Below are 15,424 nucleotides of genomic sequence, written 5' to 3'. Positions count from 1 at the left end.
CGTTATTCACTGGCCAACCCCAGGATGGCGCGCTTTTCGTCGTTGCTCAGGAAGTCTGCCTCGGCGATGCGGCGCCATTGAGCGTCGCGTTCCAGCGCCAGGGCGGGCACGTGATCCATGTCCACGCGCAGCTCGGACTCTTCGCCCGCAAAGCCCGACAGCCAGTGGCTCATGGCCGCCGCGACCCGGTTGGCCAACGGCAGAACCGTCAGCCGGAAGAACGCGCGATTGGCTTCGGCGTAATTGGCGTAAGTGGCATCGCCGGGGATGCCCAACAGCATCGGCGGCACCCCGAAGGCCAGCGCGATCTCGCGCGACGCGGCATCCTTGGTCTTCTGGAACTCCATGTCCGAAGGCGAGAATCCCATGGGCTTCCAGTCCAGCCCGCCCTCCAGCAGCATCGGGCGTCCGGCATTGCGCGCGCCCTGGTGATGCGCCTCCATCTCGGCCACCAGCCGGTCGTACTGGTCGGGCGCGAGCATCCCGTCGCCGCCCTGGTAGACGATGGCCCCCGACGGCCGCGCGGCGTTGTCCAGCAGCGCCTTCGACCAGCGCGAGGCCGAGTTGTGCACGTCCAGCGCCGTCGCCGCCGCCTGCATGGGCGACAGGCCGTAATGGTCGTCCTGCGGGTGGAACGATTTCACATGGCAGACAGGCGACACGCCATCGACCACCTGGAAGCGGTGCTTGCGCCCCCCCACCGCGTAGTCATAGGCCACCGGCCAGCCATCGGCACCGGGGATCACGCTCATCCGGTCCGAACGCAGCACGTGCAGCTCCAGCGGCAGTCCGCCATCGCCCACGGCCTCGAGATATCCGTCACCCGACAGCAGCAATTGGCCGAACAGCGCCTCGAGCAGCTCCGCGCGTCCCTGCGCGGCGTTCGGCCTGCGGACCAGCTGCAGGACCGGGTGCGTCTCGAAGCGCCCGTCCGCACCGAACAGCGCCAGCGGCAGCGACGCGGCGGCTTCGGCGATCATCTTCACGCAACGAAAGCCCACCGGGTTGCCCTGGAAGCCGTTGCGCGTCATCGAAACCGTGTCGCGCGGCGTCCAGGCGACGCGCCCGGCCGCGCCATAGGCGATGGCGGGCGTGGTCAGCGGCCCCGTGGCCGAGGCCTTCTGCTCGGTCGGACCTGCGTCCCTGGTCTTGCGGAATTTGAACATGCCTGCTCCTTGCGAAACGTCGTCGGACACATCTTTCCCGGTCCCGCGAGGCGGGGCGCGAACGATGCTCGTGGTGAGGTCGGGTGCGGTCCCCTTCGGGGATCGCCGGTCGTCTTTCTGGACTAGAGGCGCCGCACGTTGGGGCGCGCGGCCTTGCCCAGCATCAGCTCGGACAGCGCCCAGACCAGCGCGTCCACGCGGTCGGGGCTGCCGGTGCCCTGGTATCCATGAACGGCCATCTGCGTCATCTGCGGCTCCAGTTTGTCGAAGAGGCCCAGGTGTTTCACGCGGCCCTGTTCGTAAAGGGCGGCCACCGGCTCTGCACGAACAGACTTACCCCGGGAGGCGTGAACGGCGCGGTAACTCACCGTACGGTCGTGCTGGCGGATGATCTGCTCGACCATGTTGCCGCCCTGGTTGACCTCGGCGATCAGGCGATCCGCGTCGTGGCGATGGAAGGCCGCGATCGCCGCCTGCGCCCAACCGCTGGGCGACAGGCCCTGCACCGAGCAATCCTCGAGCACGACGCCGACGCCATCGGGCGTGACGCCCGCCACGACGATGCCGCAGGTATCGGCGGATTTGCCGTCCGATGCGGGCGGGTCCACCGCCACCACCACGCGCGCCAGGTCGGGCTTATCGCGCAGACGGTTCCCGTCCAGCAGCGCATGGGTCCAGAGCGCTCCGTCCACGTCCTGCAACAATTTGCCTTCCAGCTCCTGCTGGCCAAGTCGGGACTGGCCGTAGCGCTTCACGACCTCTTCCAGGAAGGTGGCCGACAGGTGCGCGCGGTTGTCGAAGGTCGTGGCGCGGGTGACGACGGTGCTGTCATTGTCCAAAAGCTGTTTCAGCACGTCCACGTTGCGCGGCGTGGTGGTGACGCATTGGCGCGGATCATCGCCAAGCCGCAGGCAGAATTGCAGCATGTCCCAGACATCCTGACCCCGTTTCCATTTGGCAAGCTCGTCCACCCAGGCGGCGTCGAATTGCGGACCGCGCAAAGCCTCGGGCTCGTGGGCCGAAAACGCCTGCGCCTGCGCCCCGTTGGGCCAGACCAGGCGGCGCTTGCTGGCCTGCCATTCCGGCGCCCTGTCGGGCGGCGCGCAGGCCAGGATGCCGCTGTCGCCGAAGATCATCACGTCGCGCACCTGGTCGAAGGTCTCGCCCACCAGCGCCATGCGCCGCGCGCGGCCCGGATCGCCGGGCCGCGGACCTTCGACTTGCGCGCGCACCCATTCGGCGCCCGCGCGCGTCTTGCCCGCGCCGCGCCCGCCCAGGATCACCCAGCTGCGCCAAGCGCCCTGGGGCGGGAGCTGGTGATCGAGCGCCCAGAAGTCGAAGAGATAAGGCAGCGCCAGAAGCTGGTCGTCACTCAGCCCCGTCAGGAATTTCTCTTGGGCCTCGCGCGGCCCGGAGCTCATCAAGTCGGCGCCTGATTTCAGTGCGCACTGCATCGAAGTCCAGCTCGGTCGCGGCGCTTTCGCCATCTTGCTTCTTGCGGAATTCATCGAGCCGGGTCCTTTCGGTATAGATGTTCTGGATGGTCCTGTTGACCATGGAGACGATGCGCTTGGCCTCGGCTTCCGAGTATTTCTCGCAGGCGCGCACGGCCTTTTTCATTTCGTGCAACTCGAGAAGGACGTCCTCGTAATTCGACACGGCGATCTCGAAGAGCTTGTCCGCCCTCTTCGCCTTGTCCCGACTAATTTTCTGGTCATCGCTTCGCGCCATCGTTGCCTCATTTCAAAAGCTATGCCCGCGACATGAAAAAAGCGGCAAAGGGTGCGTCCCTTTACCGCTTCTCATTCTGTCCAGCTGTGGTTGAGCTTACGCCCGATGCATTGCCCGCACCTTACCGTTGCGCACGGATTTCGTTAATTCGACGACGTCTCCTGCTCGGCCTCGATCGCGCGCCACCTGGCGACGTTGTCGTTGTGCTCGGCCAGCGTCTGCGCGAATGCGTGCCCGCCTGACCCGTCGGCGACGAAGAACAGGAAGTCGGTGCTGTCGGGGTTCAGCGCGGCCTCGATGCTGGCCAGGCCCGGATTGGCGATCGGCGTCGGAGGCAGGCCGTCGATCTCGTAGGTGTTGTAGGGCGTGGCGCGCTGCAATTCGCTGCGCCGCAGGCCACGGCCCAGCACGCCTTGCCCGTTGGTGATGCCGTAGATCACCGTGGGATCGGTCTGCAGCCGCATCCCCTCGCGCAGGCGGTTGACGAAGACGCTGGCCACCTGGCGCCGTTCTTCGGGCACGCCGGTTTCCTTCTCGACGATGGACGCCATGATCAGCGCCTCTTCGGGCGTGTCATAGGGCAGCCCGTCGGCGCGGTTGTCCCACGCCTCGGCCAGCCGCGCGCCCTGCATTTCCTGCATGTGCCCCAGCAGGTCCTGCCGCAGCGTTCCCGGCTCAACCTCGTAGCTGTTGGGCGCCAGCAGCCCCTCGGGCGGCACATCGGCCACGTCCCCGGCCAGGAAGTCCGCGCCCTTCAGCGCCTCGACCACCTGCCACGAGGTCACGCCCTCGGCCACAGCGATGCGGTAGCGCGTGTCCGACAGGCTGCGAAGATCGGCGTAAAGGTCGGGCGCCGCCCCCGCCAGCGGGTCGAACTCGGTCACGACTTCGAAGCGGTTCGTCGCCGGATCAAGCTCGCGCACGCGCATTTCCTGGCCGGTCACGCCGATGCGATACACGACCTCGGTGCCACAGGTGGATTGGCCGTCGCCGGTCAGCAGCGCGACGATATCCTGCATCGAGCTGCCTTCCTCGATCAGGAAACTGCCCGCCTTCAGCTTGTCCGACCGGTCGGTGTAATCCGCGCCCATCCGCAGGATTTGCGGGTATTTGACCGCGTCGCGGCCTGCGAGCTCTTCGCTGACACGGCGCAGGTTGCTGCCGGATTCGACCCTGAGGCAGATCGCCTGGGCCAGCGGTCCGGGGGCCTCGTACTGAGCTTTGCCCCAGGCGATCATGCCGCCCACGGCGATCAGCAGAACGATCAGCAGCGAAATGCCGTTTGCCGCAATATGCTTCCACATCAGTCGGTGACCCTTCGCATCAGAAGGGCCGCGTTGGTGCCCCCGAAGCCGAAGCTGTTGGACAGCGCGATGTCGATCTTGCGTTCGACCTTCTTCAAGGGCGCAAGGTCGATGATCGCATCCTCGGGCGGGGTCTCCAGGTTCAGCGTCGGTGGCGCGACCTGGTCGCGGATCGCCAGGATGCAGAAGATCGCCTCGATCGCGCCCGCGGCGCCCAGCAGGTGACCGGTGGCGGACTTGGTCGACGACATCGTGGCCTTGGCCGACGCGTTGCCCAGCAGACGCTGGACGGCGCCCATCTCGATGGTGTCGGCCATGGTGCTGGTGCCGTGGGCGTTGACGTAATCGATCTCGGAGGTCTCGATCCCGGCCCGCGCAACGGCGGCCCGCATGGCCCGCTCGGCGCCCTCGTGGTTGGGCGGGGGCGCGGTGATGTGGTGGGCGTCGCCCGACAGCCCGTAGCCGATGATCTCGGCGTAGATATGCGCGCCGCGAGCCTTGGCGCGCTCGTAGTCTTCCAGCACCACGACGCCCGCGCCCTCGCCCATGACGAAACCGTCGCGGTCGGCATCCCAGGGGCGGCTGGCCTTGGTGGGGTCGTCCTTGTGCTGGGTGCTCAAGGCCTTGCAGGCATTGAAGCCCGCGACGCCGATCTCGGTGATCGGGCTTTCGGTGCCGCCCGCGATCATCACGTCCGCGTCGCCCCACTGGATCAGCCGCGCCGCGTCACCGATGGCGTGCGCCCCGGTCGAGCAGGCTGTGACCACCGCGTGGTTCGGCCCCTTGAAGCCGTGCTTGATGCTGACCTGGCCCGAAACCAGGTTGATCAGCGCGCCCGGGATGAAGAACGGCGACACCCGGCGCGGACCGCGTTCCTTCAGCAGCACGGCCGTCTCGGCGATCGAGCCAAGACCGCCGATCCCCGATCCGATCATCACGCCGATTTTCAGCTTGTCCTCGTCCGTCGCATCGCCAAGGCCCGCATCCGCGATGGCCATGTCGGCGGCGGCCATGCCGAACAGGATGAAATCGTCGACCTTGCGCTGTTCCTTGGGCTCCATCCAGGCGTCGGCGTCGAAGCTGTCATCGCTGCCGTTGCCGCGCGGCACTTCGCAGGCGTAATCGGTGGCCAGGTGCGACGCGTCAAAGCTTTGGATCGTGCCCGCACCCGAGCGGCCGTCGAGCAGACGCGTCCACGTCGCATCGACGCCAGACGCCAGGGGGCTGACCATTCCTAGTCCGGTGACCACAACTCGCCGCATTCCGACACCTTTTCCTTAAGTTCCGCCAAGGTCGCCGACCGATACACCGCCGCGCCCCGGGTGGAAAGGGTGCGCTGGACAGATGGCATGGTAAAGGAAAATTCACGCTGATCGCCTAGCACGAAGGGATGACCCTGTTTGCGGCAATCCGGCGGCGCGTGGCGCTTGCGTTCTTGATGACATGGCCCGTGGTCGCGCAAGCGCAGGTCACGTCCTGCGGAACGCTGGGCTGGGTCATGGCCGTGGCCGAAGCCGCCCAGCGCGACCCGCATCGCAATCCCGGCGCGCAATCCCGGCTTCATCGGCTGAGCCATCGCTTCGCGCCCGCCGATGTCAGCGCCGACCTGCAGGCCAGCCTGTCGCCATCAGAGCTGAAGACCGTCACCGATTTCCTGAGCACGGTGCGCGCGCGAAGCGAAGCGACCTTCTACGTCGTGGATCCCCAATTGCGGTGGTCCGCAAGCCAGGCTTCGTTGGCCGTGGGTCGCGTGGCCTGTGGCGTGGGGTCCACGAACCTGCGCCGAAGCTCGGGTCCGGCGACGCGCGATGGCGGTGCCAATTCCGACGACGGCCGGATCTACGCGCGCCGCGAGAGCGAGAGCTTTCTGACCCGCAAAACGGTCGAACGGATCGCGGTCGGGATCTCGGTGGCCGCGGCAGTCGCCGCCCTGATCGCGGCTTTTCGCTTCACGGCTGTGCTGGCCAGACGCCACAAACGCCACACCTGCGGCATCGATTGCCAATTGCTCGGCACTGGCGACCGCATCGTGACGGCGCGGATGATCGACCTGTCCGAGGGCGGCTGCAAGATCGCCGTCGGCGAAGCCGCGTTCGATACCGCCGATCGCCTGAGCCTTCGGGTCGGTGGGCTGGATCTGGGCTCGATCGTGATCTGGGCGTCCGAGGCCGCGATCGGTCTGCGCTTCGAGGACAGCCTTGACGCCGGGCAGGTTCGCGATCTGGTGCGGCAGGCCAAGGCCGAACGCGACGCCCAAAAGCGGATGCGCCGCGAGGCCCATCTGTCAGAGGCCTAAATCCGCAGGCCAGAATAAAAAAGCGCTTCGGACCCGGGTCCGAAGCGCTTTTCATGGCATCTTGCCGATCGCTTCAGGCGATCAGACGGCGCCCTTGATGAAGTTCACGGCATCGCCGAAGGTCTGGATCGTCTCGGCGGCGTCGTCGGGAATCTCGATGCCGAACTCTTCTTCGAACGCCATGACCAACTCGACGGTGTCCAGGCTGTCGGCGCCCAGATCATCAATGAAGGACGCGTTATCGACGACCTTTTCTTCGTCGACGCCCAGATGCTCTACGACGATCTTCCTGACGCGTTCCTTAATATCGCCTTCGCTCATGCTCGTGTCCTTATATGTGTTTCGGGCCGCGGCCCGATCTTCGTTCGACCCTTTCTGGGCCACTCTCACTTCCGCCCGAGCGAGTCGGATGGAAAAATTGCGCCGCCTATAACACACAGCTTTGTGAAGGCAAACAACTGCGAAAAGCCCGGGCTCGTCCCCGCGTTCTTCTCAGAGCATGGCCATCCCGCCGTTCACATGCAAGGTGGCTCCTGTCACATAGCCGGCCTCGGGACTGGCAAGGTAAAGAACGGCCGCCGCGATCTCGTCGGGGGCACCCATGCGCCCGGCCGGGATCTGCTCCAGCATCGCCTCGCGCTGCTGATCGGTCAGTTTCTCGGTCATCGCCGTCTCGATGAAGCCGGGTGCGACGCAGTTCACCGTGATACCACGGGTCGCGACTTCCTGAGCCAGGGATTTCGACATGCCGACCATTCCGGCCTTCGCGGCGGCATAATTCACCTGGCCGGGATTGCCGGTCGCGCCCACGATGGACGAGATATTCACGATCCGCCCCCAGCGCGCCTTCATCATGCCGCGCAGGCTTGCGCGCGTCAGCTTCATCACCGCCGTCAGGTTGACGTCGAGCACCGCGTCCCAATCCTCGTCGCTCATCCGCATCATCAGCCCGTCGCGGGTGATGCCCGCATTGTTGACCAGGATATCCATGGATCCCATCGCGTCGGCCGCGTCCTTGGGCAGCTGCTTGATGGCGTCGTCGTCGCTCAGATCGCAGGGCAGCGGATACGCCCCGTCGCCAAGCTCTTCGGCCAGCGCGTTCAGCGGATCGCGGCGTGTGCCCGACAATCCCACCTTTGCCCCGGCCCTGTGCAGGGTTCGCGCGATATCACCGCCGATCCCGCCCGACGCACCCGTGACCAACGCGGCCTTCCCACTCAGATCGAACATGGCGTCTCTCCCTATGCTTCCATCGCGGCGCGCACATCGTCGGCGGTACCGACCTGGCGCGTCGTGATGGTCTTGTCGATGCGCCGGATCATGCCCGACAGCGCCCTGCCCGCGCCGACCTCCCAGATTTCGTCGATGCCTGCCGCGGCCATGTTGGCCACGCTTTCGCGCCACCGGACCGAGCCTGTGACCTGCTCGACCAGCAGCCTGCGGATCTCGTCTGGATCCTGCACGGGCGCGGCCGTGACATTGGCCATGACCGGCACGGCGGGCGCCTTCAACTCGACATCGGCCAGCGCCCTTTTCATCGCGTCCGCCGCGGGCGCCATCAATTCGCAGTGGAACGGGGCAGAGACCGGAAGCAGCATCGCGCGTTTCGCACCGGCCTCCTTGGCCAATTCGACCGCGCGCTCGACCGCTTCCTTGTGCCCCGAGATCACGACCTGGCTGGGATCGTTGTCGTTGGCCGCCTGGCAGACCTGGTCGCCCGCCGCCCGTCGCGCCACATCCTGCGCCGTGTCGAAGTCCAGCCCGAGCAGCGCCGCCATCGCGCCGACGCCGACCGGCACGGCGTCCTGCATCACCTGGCCGCGAAGCCGCAGCAGACGCGCAGCATCGCCCAGGGACAAGGTCCCCGCCGCCGCCAGTGCCGAGTATTCGCCCAGCGAATGGCCCGCGACCATCTGCATCCGGCCGGTGTCGAAGCCTTCGGATTGCAGCGCGCGAAAGGCGGCCAGCGACGTCGCCATCAGCGCGGGTTGCGCATTGGCCGTCAGCGTCAGCGTGTCGGCGTCCCCGTCCCAGATCAAGGCGCTCAACGGCTCGCCAAGGGCGTCGTCGACCTCGTCGTACACGGCACGCGCTTCGGGGTAGCTCTCGGCCAGATCGCGCCCCATTCCGATCGTCTGCGCGCCCTGTCCGGGAAATACCAGCGCCAAGCCCATGCCGGCCTCCATCGTTGTGTCATTTTTCAGGGGCATAGCCAAATCGCCCCGGCGGCGCAATGAAAGCGCGCCATTGTTCTTTACACCGACAAATCTAGATCAGCGGCATCACGTAACGACCGAAAGCGCACCCATGGCCCTGACCAATTCCGCGTCAAGATATGGCACGATCACGAAAAGCTTCCACTGGCTGACCGCGCTGCTGATCCTGACCGCCATACCGCTGGCGCTGATCGGCGAGGAATTGCCGCAGGAAACCTCGGACCAGGTGGCGGTGAAAGCGCTTGTCTATTCGATCCACAAGACGCTTGGCGTGACGATCTTTTTCGTGGCCCTCCTGCGCATCGCGTGGGCGCTGACCCAGCCCAAGCCCGTCCCCGTCCATCCCGAACGACAGGCCGAGACGTTCCTGGCCGAAGCCGTCCACTGGTGCCTTTACAGCGCGCTGATCGTCGTTCCGCTGTCGGGCTGGATCGGGCATTCGGCGGCCGAGGGCTTCGCGCCGATCTACCTTCCCTTCGCCGACAGCCTGCCCTTCGTGCCGAAATCGCCCGAGGTCGAACACGCCGCCTTCCTGACCCACTGGGTCTTTACGAACGTGCTGATCGGATCGCTGATCCTGCACATCCTGGGCGCGCTCAAGCACGCCTTCATCGACCGCGACGGGACGCTTGCGCGGATGTGGTTCGGGCGCGGGGGCGCGGATCCACGGCCGCATGCGGAACCCAAGGGGGCGGGCGCCCTTCTGGCCGCGGCCATCTACGTCTTCGGCGGCGTGGCGGTGATCTACTTCAGCTACGATCCGACCGAAGCCGCGGTCGGGCCACGGCAGGCGGAGCGGACTGGCGGAAACTGGCAGGTCGAGCAGGGCGAGATCGCGATCACCGTGCAACAGATGGGATCGGCCATCGAAGGTCGCTTCGCCGAATGGAGCGCCGAGATCACCTTCGACGAAGAGCCGACGGATGGCAGCCACGGCTCGGTCACCGTCACGATCGAGATCCCGAGCCTGACGCTTGGCTCGGTTACCGACCAAGCCATGTCGGCGCAGTATTTCGACGCCGAGAACCACCCGGTTTCAACTTACGAGGCAACGATCCTGCCCGCCGAAACCGGGTATCTTGCCCAAGGCACCCTGTCGCTGGCGGGCCAGACTTCCGATGTGTCGCTTCCCTTCACGCTGCAAATCGACGGCGACACCGCCCGAATGCAGGGGTCGACGACGCTGGACCGGCGAAACTACGGCATCGGTGAAGGACAGAGCGATCCGTCGACCCTTGGCTTCGAGGTCGACGCGTCCATCGACCTGACGGCAACGCGCGTCGGGGGCTAGGCGCAGAGCCTGAAACGAAAAGGCGCGACCCACCGGGCCGCGCCTGTCTTGCTGGTCTTGGAGTGTCGACCTTATCCCTCGACGGGCGAGCCCTCGACCGAGATCTGAACTTCGACCTCATCGCTGACGAAGGGTGCGAAGGCGCCCAGGTTGTAGTCGCTGCGCAGCAGCGTCGTGGTGGCGGCGAAACCCGCGACCGGATCGCCCTGCGGCCCGTCACCGGTCTTGTTCAGCATGGCGTCGAGCACGACTTCGTTGGTCACGCCGTTCACGGTCAGATCGCCCGTGATCTCGGCGGTGTTTTCGCCCGTCACGTTGATGGCCGTGCTGGCGAAGGTGATGTCATTGGCGAAGTTTTCGCCGAAGAAATCGCCGCTCGCCAGGTGCTCTTTCAGCCCGGCGTTGATCTGCATCGACTCGGTCGGGACCGAGATGCTGACCGACGAGGTTTCGGGGGCTTCTTCGTCGAAGGTGAACTGGCCGTCCGCGCCGAAGAAGATGCCACGGGTGGTCGAAAAGCCGCCGTGGGTCCAGGTGAACAGGATCTCGGTGTGGTTGGGATCCAGGTTATAGGTCACCGGCTCGGCGAACGCGGGGGCGCTCAGGCCAAGGACCATCGCGGCGGGAATAAGCGTGCGGTACATTCGAAATCTCCTGATTACGGATAGGATATGTTGTCTTGCGATCAGACAACTAGCCCACCGCACAGGCCGCTCAATTGCTTACGGTCGAACAGGGTCTGCTCGCTGATACACAGTTGCGTGCGTCAGGCCGCCGACGGACCGCGCCGCTTCACCTGCGCCAGTCCCACCAGTTCCCGCGTCAGTGCCGCGGCGCTTTGCCTGTCGCGGTTGCGCAGACGGTCCAGCAGGCGTTCGAGCTTTCGATCGTCGTCCGACCCCAGATAGACCGCGTCGCTGCCATCGGTCAGGCGCGCGTAGAAATGTGACGCGCTGTGCGGCCCCGGCACGCGCATGATGTAAAAGCTGCCAACCAGGTCGAGCGGGCACTCGAAGACCTGGCGGCTGCTGCCGCCAGCCGTGGATTGATGACATTGCAAGGTTCCGGCATCGCGATCGATCCGCAACTCGATCCGCATGCCCTGCGCGGCCGCCCGGCCCAGGCAGGTCGCGGCCAGCAGAAGGGCAGCGCTGAACGCGACCTTCAACGGCAGGATCACCGGCTCGATCCCGGCGCGCGGGGTGGTCCACAAGCTGACCGCCCAGGCGACCAGGATAAGGGCTCCCATCCAAAGAGCGCCTTCGATCAGGCTTGCGTGGCGCGCCAGCGGCGTGTCGCGGTAGAAATAGGTGCATGCGCCCTCTTCCCGGACGCGCAGCGCCGTTTGCGTCAGGGGGCGTGTAAGACGTTTGAGCCGGGGGAACGACATGGCCGGAAACTCCGCTGTGCTGTGCCAGGCGACTATTCTTGCGAAAGCGGGCCGAAATGGGGCTGGTTTGGCGCGTTTGCGTGAAGGGGCGACGGTCCGCTTGCGTCCATCGCCATCTGCTTCTATAGCCACACGACTTCCGCGAAGAACGATGAACGGCGCAGCCTCTCGTGACAGGGCCGCGGAAGCCATAATGCCCTGTCTTTGAAATGCGCCCTGAAACAGAACTGGAATGCCCATGCCGCTTTACGAGCATGTCTTCATTTCCCGTCAGGACCTGTCGAACACGCAGGCCGAGGGACTCATCGAACATTTCGGCACCGTGCTGTCCGACAACGGCGGCAAGCTGGTTGATCAGGAATACTGGGGCGTCAAGACGATGGCCTACAAGATCAACAAGAACCGCAAGGGCCACTACGCCTATCTGCGCACCGATGCCCCCGCCGACGCCGTGCAAGAGATGGAGCGCCTGATGCGCCTTCACGACGACGTCATGCGCGTGCTGACCATCAAGGTCGACGAGCACGCCGAAGGCCCGTCCATCCAGATGCAGAAGCGCGACGAACGCGACGACCGTCGCCCCCGCCGCTAAGCCCACGAAAGGAATAGACAAATGGCTGCAAAACCGTTCTTCCGCCGCCGCAAGGTCTGCCCCTTCTCGGGCGACAATGCACCTGCCATCGACTACAAGGACACGCGCCTGCTGCAACGCTACATCTCCGAGCGTGGCAAGATCGTGCCGTCCCGCATCACCGCCGTATCGGCCAAGAAGCAGCGCGAGCTGGCCCGCGCCATCAAGCGCGCCCGCTTCCTGGCCCTGCTGCCCTACGCCGTGAAATAAGGAGGAAGACCATGGACGTTATTCTTCTCGAACGCGTGGCGAAGCTGGGCCAGATGGGCGATGTCGTGTCCGTCAAGGAAGGCTACGCGCGCAACTATCTGCTGCCCCAGAAAAAGGCGCTTTGGGCGTCGAAGGCCAATGTCGCGGCCTTCGAGGACCAGAAGGCCCAGCTAGAAGCCCGCAATCTTGAGACCAAGAAAGAGTCCGAAGATCTGGCAAGCCGCCTGGAAGGCCAACAGTTCATCGTGATTCGTTCGGCTTCGGACGGCGGTGCGCTCTATGGCTCGGTCTCGACCCGGGACGCGGCCGATGCCGCCCACGAAAACGGCTTCGACGTGGACCGCAAGCAGGTCGCGCTGGCCGCTCCGATCAAGGAGTTGGGGCTGCACGACGTGATCATCACGCTGCACCCCGAGGTCGACGTCACGATCCAGCTGAACGTGGCACGGTCCCAGGAAGAAGCCGAGCTTCAGGCCCAGGGCAAGTCGATCCAGGAACTGGCCGCGGAAGAAGAAGCCGCCGCCGAGTTCGAGATCCAGGAGCTGTTCGACGATATCGGTGCCGCCCAGCTGGACGAGCTCGAAACCGTCGACGAGCAAGAGACCGCTCAGCCCGCGACACTGGACAAGACCGAACTAGATGATCGCCTGTCGGACGACGAAGACTAGTCGACAGTCCAAAACATCGAAAAAAGGACCGCATGGTGTGACCGTGCGGTCCTTTTTTATGGGCTGCCGGGACCGGGCCTGCCCCGAGCTCAACACCAATTCGCTCAGGCATTGGCCGTAACGCGTTCATCGGAAGCTTTTCTGCAATCCCGATAGCAAACATGGGCGGCTTCTTTCACGGACCCCGTGTTCAAACCGCAGCCAAGTTCCCGCCTGGTGAGCCACAAAAAAAAACGCGCCCGGAAGGCGCGTTTTTCTGAGTCCGAAGGCCCGTCCGCTCAGACGGCTTCGTCCTCTTCCAGCTTTTCGACCGCTTCCTGCAGCTGCTCCTTGGTCACTTCCTTCTCGGTGACCTCGGCGCTGTCGAAGACGTGGTCCACGACCTTGTCCTCGAACAGCGGCGCCTGCAGCTGCTGGCGGGCCTGCGGGTTGTTCTGGACGAATTCGAAGAACTGGCGCTCCTGGCCGGGATACTGGCGCGCCTGGTTCATCACCGCTTGCGTCATCTCGGCGTCGGTCACCTGGATCTCGTTCTTGCGGCCCAGCTCGGCCAGCAGAAGACCCAGGCGCACGCGGCGCTCGGCCAGCGTCTTGTGCTCTTCGGTGGGCTCGATCTTGTCGTGATCGTGGCCCTGCACGTCCGGGTTGTCCTCATGCCACAGCTGGTGCGCGATCTGGCTTGCCTCGGCCTCGACCAGCGAAGGCGGCAGATCGAAGCTGACCTTCTTGTCGAGCTGGTCCAGAAGCTGGCGCTTCATCACCGCGCGCGCGGCCTGGCCGTATTCGGCGCTCAGGCGCTCGCGGATCTGGCCCTTCAGGCTTTCCAGATCCTCGGCCCCGAACTGCTTGGCCAGCTCGTCGTTGAGCTCCGCCTTGGCGGGCTTTTTGACTTCCTTGACGGTGCAGGCGAAGACGGCTTCCTTCCCGGCCAGATGATCGGCCTGGTAGTCTTCGGGGAAGTTCACCTTCACCTCGACTTCTTCACCGGCTTTCGCGCCTTTCAGCTGGTCTTCGAAACCGGGAATGAAACTGTTCGAGCCCAGGACCAGCGGATAATCCTCGGCGGTGCCGCCGTCGAACTTTTCGCCGTCGATCGACCCCGAGAAATCGATCACGACCTGGTCGCCATCGGCCGCCTTGCCCTTCTTCGTCGCGAAGGTCTGCGCGCTCTCGGCCAGCTTTTCCAGCGCTTCGTCCACCGCGGATTCGTCGGGGGTGACGACCATCTTTTCCAGCGTCAGGCTCGAGGCATCCAGATCCGGGATCTCGGGCAGCGCTTCGTAGGTCATCTCGACCTCGATATCGTCGCCTTCCTTCCAATTCTCGTTGGTCATCTTGATGTCGGGCTGCATCGCCGGGCGATCGCCGCTGTCTTCGAAATGCTGCTGCATGGCGCCATCGACGGCTTCCTGCATCGCTTCGCCCATCAGGCGCTGCCCGAATTGCTTCTTCAGAAGCGCCATCGGCACCTTGCCCTTGCGAAAGCCCTTCATCTCGACCCCGGGCTGGGCTTCTTTCAGCTTCTCGTCGACCTTGGCGTTCAACTCATCGGCCGTCACCGTGATGTGGTAGCCACGCTTGAGGCCGTCGTTCAGGGTCTCGTTGACCTGCATGCCGTTCTTCCTTCTCATCTCTCTGGTGCGGGTGAAGGGACTCGAACCCCCACGCCTTGCGGCGCTTGGACCTAAACCAAGTGCGTCTACCAGTTCCGCCACACCCGCAAAGCGAAGGGGCAACCGCTGGCCACCCCCGAAAATTCGCGCCTTCCTAGCAAAGCGGCGACGGGGATGCGAGGCCAAAATACAGGGGCGAGACTTGCAAAAAAGGCACAGAAATCCCGTTTGCTAACGAACTTTTGACACATTTGGCCGCAAGGAAGGGGGACCGACAGCGAGAAGGCAGAACCATGTCCCATCAGCAGCCCGCCCACAGCGCCCAACGCCACGCCAAGCTCGATACGACCGAGGCAGGTTTGGTCACCGGAACCCGGGTCATGACGCTCGATGGCATGATTCCGGTCGAATTCCTGACGCCGGGCGACCGGATCGTGACGCGCGATGGCGGCGTCAGCGTTCTGCGCGGGATCAAGGTGACCAATCACGTGGCCCTGAGCGCCGTGACGATCAGCGCATCGGTCCTGGCCCATGACCGTCCCGAACAGGATATCGTCGTCGGGCCCGATCAGCACATCCTCGTGCGTGGCTGGAAAGCCCGCGCGCTCTACGGCGCCGAAAGCGCGTTGGTTCCCGCTTCCCGCATCGCCGACGGCGAGCACATCCGCCAAGCGGCCACGCCATCGGCCCTGCGCACGTTCCAACTGGTCTTCGATGCCGCGCACATCATCTATGCCGAAGGCGTCGAGCTGGCGATGACCCTGACCACGGCCACCGTCGTCGAATAATCCAAGGCCGGATCGTCTGTCGGATCTAGGATGGACAAGCGCTGCTGCGCAGCAATAAGTCCCGATCGACCACGGCAAAGCAGTGACGTCTGGTCAGAGCACATCGACGACCCATGCAAA

General features: G+C 64.9%; 17 protein-coding genes and 1 tRNA gene. 6 read left to right on the top strand and 12 right to left on the bottom strand.

The annotated features are described in order from the left end of the window. Positions 1-2: 2 nt before the first annotated feature. The 5 genes from ILP92_RS04070 to fabF all read right to left on the bottom strand — a co-directional run bounded on the left by ILP92_RS04070 (position 3) and on the right by fabF (position 5,463). Entirely contained in the window at positions 3-1,166 is a 1,164-nt protein-coding gene (locus ILP92_RS04070) for a phage portal protein (RefSeq protein WP_198915087.1), read from the bottom strand. Between the two features lie 122 nt (positions 1,167-1,288). Further along, positions 1,289-2,587, bottom strand: coding sequence for a DNA-packaging protein (locus ILP92_RS04065; protein WP_235971072.1), 1,299 nt, complete (start codon positions 2,585-2,587; stop codon positions 1,289-1,291). Next, positions 2,535-2,897, bottom strand: coding sequence for a hypothetical protein (locus tag ILP92_RS04060; RefSeq protein WP_198915085.1), 363 nt, complete (start codon positions 2,895-2,897; stop codon positions 2,535-2,537). The genes ILP92_RS04065 and ILP92_RS04060 overlap by 53 nt, the downstream gene beginning before the upstream one ends. A gap of 143 nt (positions 2,898-3,040) precedes the next feature. Beyond that, entirely contained in the window at positions 3,041-4,201 is a 1,161-nt protein-coding gene (gene mltG / locus ILP92_RS04055) for an endolytic transglycosylase MltG (protein ID WP_198915084.1), read from the bottom strand. Beyond that, positions 4,201-5,463 (bottom strand): beta-ketoacyl-ACP synthase II, encoded by a 1,263-nt coding sequence (gene fabF, locus ILP92_RS04050; RefSeq protein WP_198915083.1) that lies wholly within the window; start codon positions 5,461-5,463, stop codon positions 4,201-4,203. The genes mltG and fabF overlap by 1 nt, the downstream gene beginning before the upstream one ends. A 128-nt stretch (positions 5,464-5,591) precedes the next feature. Here fabF and ILP92_RS04045 point away from each other — a divergent pair, with 128 nt between their 5' ends. Continuing rightward, a complete protein-coding gene (locus ILP92_RS04045; RefSeq protein WP_198915082.1) occupies positions 5,592-6,497 on the top strand; it encodes a PilZ domain-containing protein in 906 nt (301 codons plus the stop codon). 81 nt (positions 6,498-6,578) lie between these two features. Here ILP92_RS04045 and ILP92_RS04040 read toward each other — a convergent pair whose 3' ends face one another. From ILP92_RS04040 to fabD, 3 genes are all read right to left on the bottom strand, one after another. After that, entirely contained in the window at positions 6,579-6,818 is a 240-nt protein-coding gene (locus ILP92_RS04040; protein ID WP_198915081.1) for an acyl carrier protein, read from the bottom strand. 171 nt (positions 6,819-6,989) lie between these two features. After that, the gene (gene fabG / locus ILP92_RS04035) at positions 6,990-7,727 is read right to left on the bottom strand and encodes a 3-oxoacyl-ACP reductase FabG (protein ID WP_198915080.1); all 738 of its coding nucleotides are present in this window, start codon (positions 7,725-7,727) and stop codon (positions 6,990-6,992) included. Positions 7,728-7,738: 11 nt separating this feature from the next. Next, positions 7,739-8,671 carry an ACP S-malonyltransferase gene (gene fabD, locus ILP92_RS04030; protein ID WP_198915079.1) on the bottom strand — a complete coding sequence of 311 codons (933 nt, stop codon included), beginning with the start codon at positions 8,669-8,671 and terminating at the stop codon, positions 7,739-7,741. A gap of 133 nt (positions 8,672-8,804) precedes the next feature. Here fabD and ILP92_RS04025 point away from each other — a divergent pair, with 133 nt between their 5' ends. Next, positions 8,805-10,004, top strand: coding sequence for a cytochrome b/b6 domain-containing protein (locus tag ILP92_RS04025; RefSeq protein WP_198915078.1), 1,200 nt, complete (start codon positions 8,805-8,807; stop codon positions 10,002-10,004). Between the two features lie 71 nt (positions 10,005-10,075). Here the strand turns inward: ILP92_RS04025 and ILP92_RS04020 are convergent, their stop codons facing one another. Further along, positions 10,076-10,648, bottom strand: coding sequence for a YceI family protein (locus ILP92_RS04020; protein ID WP_198915077.1), 573 nt, complete (start codon positions 10,646-10,648; stop codon positions 10,076-10,078). A 122-nt stretch (positions 10,649-10,770) separates the two neighbouring features. Beyond that, the gene (locus tag ILP92_RS04015; RefSeq protein WP_198915076.1) at positions 10,771-11,394 is read right to left on the bottom strand and encodes a hypothetical protein; all 624 of its coding nucleotides are present in this window, start codon (positions 11,392-11,394) and stop codon (positions 10,771-10,773) included. A gap of 238 nt (positions 11,395-11,632) precedes the next feature. On the opposite strand from ILP92_RS04015, the gene rpsF reads away from it, so the two are divergent. From rpsF to rplI, 3 genes are read left to right on the top strand one after another with little or no spacing between them, the layout of a single operon-like run. Then, positions 11,633-11,986, top strand: a complete 354-nt coding sequence (gene rpsF / locus ILP92_RS04010; protein WP_198915279.1) for a 30S ribosomal protein S6 — start codon at positions 11,633-11,635, stop codon at positions 11,984-11,986. A 21-nt stretch (positions 11,987-12,007) separates the two neighbouring features. Continuing rightward, positions 12,008-12,235 carry a 30S ribosomal protein S18 gene (gene rpsR / locus ILP92_RS04005; RefSeq protein ID WP_005852865.1) on the top strand — a complete coding sequence of 76 codons (228 nt, stop codon included), beginning with the start codon at positions 12,008-12,010 and terminating at the stop codon, positions 12,233-12,235. Positions 12,236-12,246: 11 nt separating this feature from the next. Next, positions 12,247-12,903: a 50S ribosomal protein L9 gene (rplI, locus tag ILP92_RS04000; protein ID WP_198915075.1), complete on the top strand. Its 657-nt coding sequence runs from the start codon at positions 12,247-12,249 to the stop codon at positions 12,901-12,903. Between the two features lie 278 nt (positions 12,904-13,181). On the opposite strand, the gene tig is transcribed toward rplI, so the two are convergent. Beyond that, positions 13,182-14,516: a trigger factor gene (gene tig / locus ILP92_RS03995; RefSeq protein ID WP_198915074.1), complete on the bottom strand. Its 1,335-nt coding sequence runs from the start codon at positions 14,514-14,516 to the stop codon at positions 13,182-13,184. Positions 14,517-14,539: 23 nt separating this feature from the next. Beyond that, positions 14,540-14,624, bottom strand: a tRNA-Leu gene (locus ILP92_RS03990). A gap of 185 nt (positions 14,625-14,809) precedes the next feature. Between ILP92_RS03990 and ILP92_RS03985 the strand changes: the two genes are divergently transcribed. Further along, positions 14,810-15,304, top strand: coding sequence for a Hint domain-containing protein (locus tag ILP92_RS03985; protein WP_198915073.1), 495 nt, complete (start codon positions 14,810-14,812; stop codon positions 15,302-15,304). Positions 15,305-15,424 lie beyond the last annotated feature (120 nt).

It is taken from the genome of Palleronia pontilimi (genome assembly GCF_016412875.1).
Lineage (GTDB): Bacteria > Pseudomonadota > Alphaproteobacteria > Rhodobacterales > Rhodobacteraceae > Palleronia > Palleronia pontilimi.
This window is presented reverse-complemented; position numbering and strand designations above follow the sequence as displayed.

Excerpts from the sequence above, each read along its gene's own strand:
- ILP92_RS04020 (WP_198915077.1), bottom strand. The coding sequence starts at position 10,648 with ATGTACCGCACGCTTATTCCCGCCGCGATGGTCCTTGGCCTGAGCGCC.
- ILP92_RS04045 (WP_198915082.1), top strand. The coding sequence starts at position 5,592 with ATGACCCTGTTTGCGGCAATCCGGCGGCGCGTGGCGCTTGCGTTCTTG.
- ILP92_RS04025 (WP_198915078.1), top strand. The coding sequence starts at position 8,805 with ATGGCCCTGACCAATTCCGCGTCAAGATATGGCACGATCACGAAAAGC.
- rpsR (WP_005852865.1), top strand. The coding sequence starts at position 12,008 with ATGGCTGCAAAACCGTTCTTCCGCCGCCGCAAGGTCTGCCCCTTCTCG.
- mltG (WP_198915084.1), bottom strand. The coding sequence starts at position 4,201 with ATGTGGAAGCATATTGCGGCAAACGGCATTTCGCTGCTGATCGTTCTG.
- tig (WP_198915074.1), bottom strand. The coding sequence starts at position 14,516 with ATGCAGGTCAACGAGACCCTGAACGACGGCCTCAAGCGTGGCTACCAC.
- fabG (WP_198915080.1), bottom strand. The coding sequence starts at position 7,727 with ATGTTCGATCTGAGTGGGAAGGCCGCGTTGGTCACGGGTGCGTCGGGC.
- ILP92_RS04060 (WP_198915085.1), bottom strand. The coding sequence starts at position 2,897 with ATGGCGCGAAGCGATGACCAGAAAATTAGTCGGGACAAGGCGAAGAGG.
- ILP92_RS04040 (WP_198915081.1), bottom strand. The coding sequence starts at position 6,818 with ATGAGCGAAGGCGATATTAAGGAACGCGTCAGGAAGATCGTCGTAGAG.
- ILP92_RS04070 (WP_198915087.1), bottom strand. The coding sequence starts at position 1,166 with ATGTTCAAATTCCGCAAGACCAGGGACGCAGGTCCGACCGAGCAGAAG.
- fabD (WP_198915079.1), bottom strand. The coding sequence starts at position 8,671 with ATGGGCTTGGCGCTGGTATTTCCCGGACAGGGCGCGCAGACGATCGGA.
- ILP92_RS04065 (WP_235971072.1), bottom strand. The coding sequence starts at position 2,587 with ATGAGCTCCGGGCCGCGCGAGGCCCAAGAGAAATTCCTGACGGGGCTG.
- ILP92_RS03985 (WP_198915073.1), top strand. The coding sequence starts at position 14,810 with ATGTCCCATCAGCAGCCCGCCCACAGCGCCCAACGCCACGCCAAGCTC.
- fabF (WP_198915083.1), bottom strand. The coding sequence starts at position 5,463 with ATGCGGCGAGTTGTGGTCACCGGACTAGGAATGGTCAGCCCCCTGGCG.
- rpsF (WP_198915279.1), top strand. The coding sequence starts at position 11,633 with ATGCCGCTTTACGAGCATGTCTTCATTTCCCGTCAGGACCTGTCGAAC.
- ILP92_RS04015 (WP_198915076.1), bottom strand. The coding sequence starts at position 11,394 with ATGTCGTTCCCCCGGCTCAAACGTCTTACACGCCCCCTGACGCAAACG.
- rplI (WP_198915075.1), top strand. The coding sequence starts at position 12,247 with ATGGACGTTATTCTTCTCGAACGCGTGGCGAAGCTGGGCCAGATGGGC.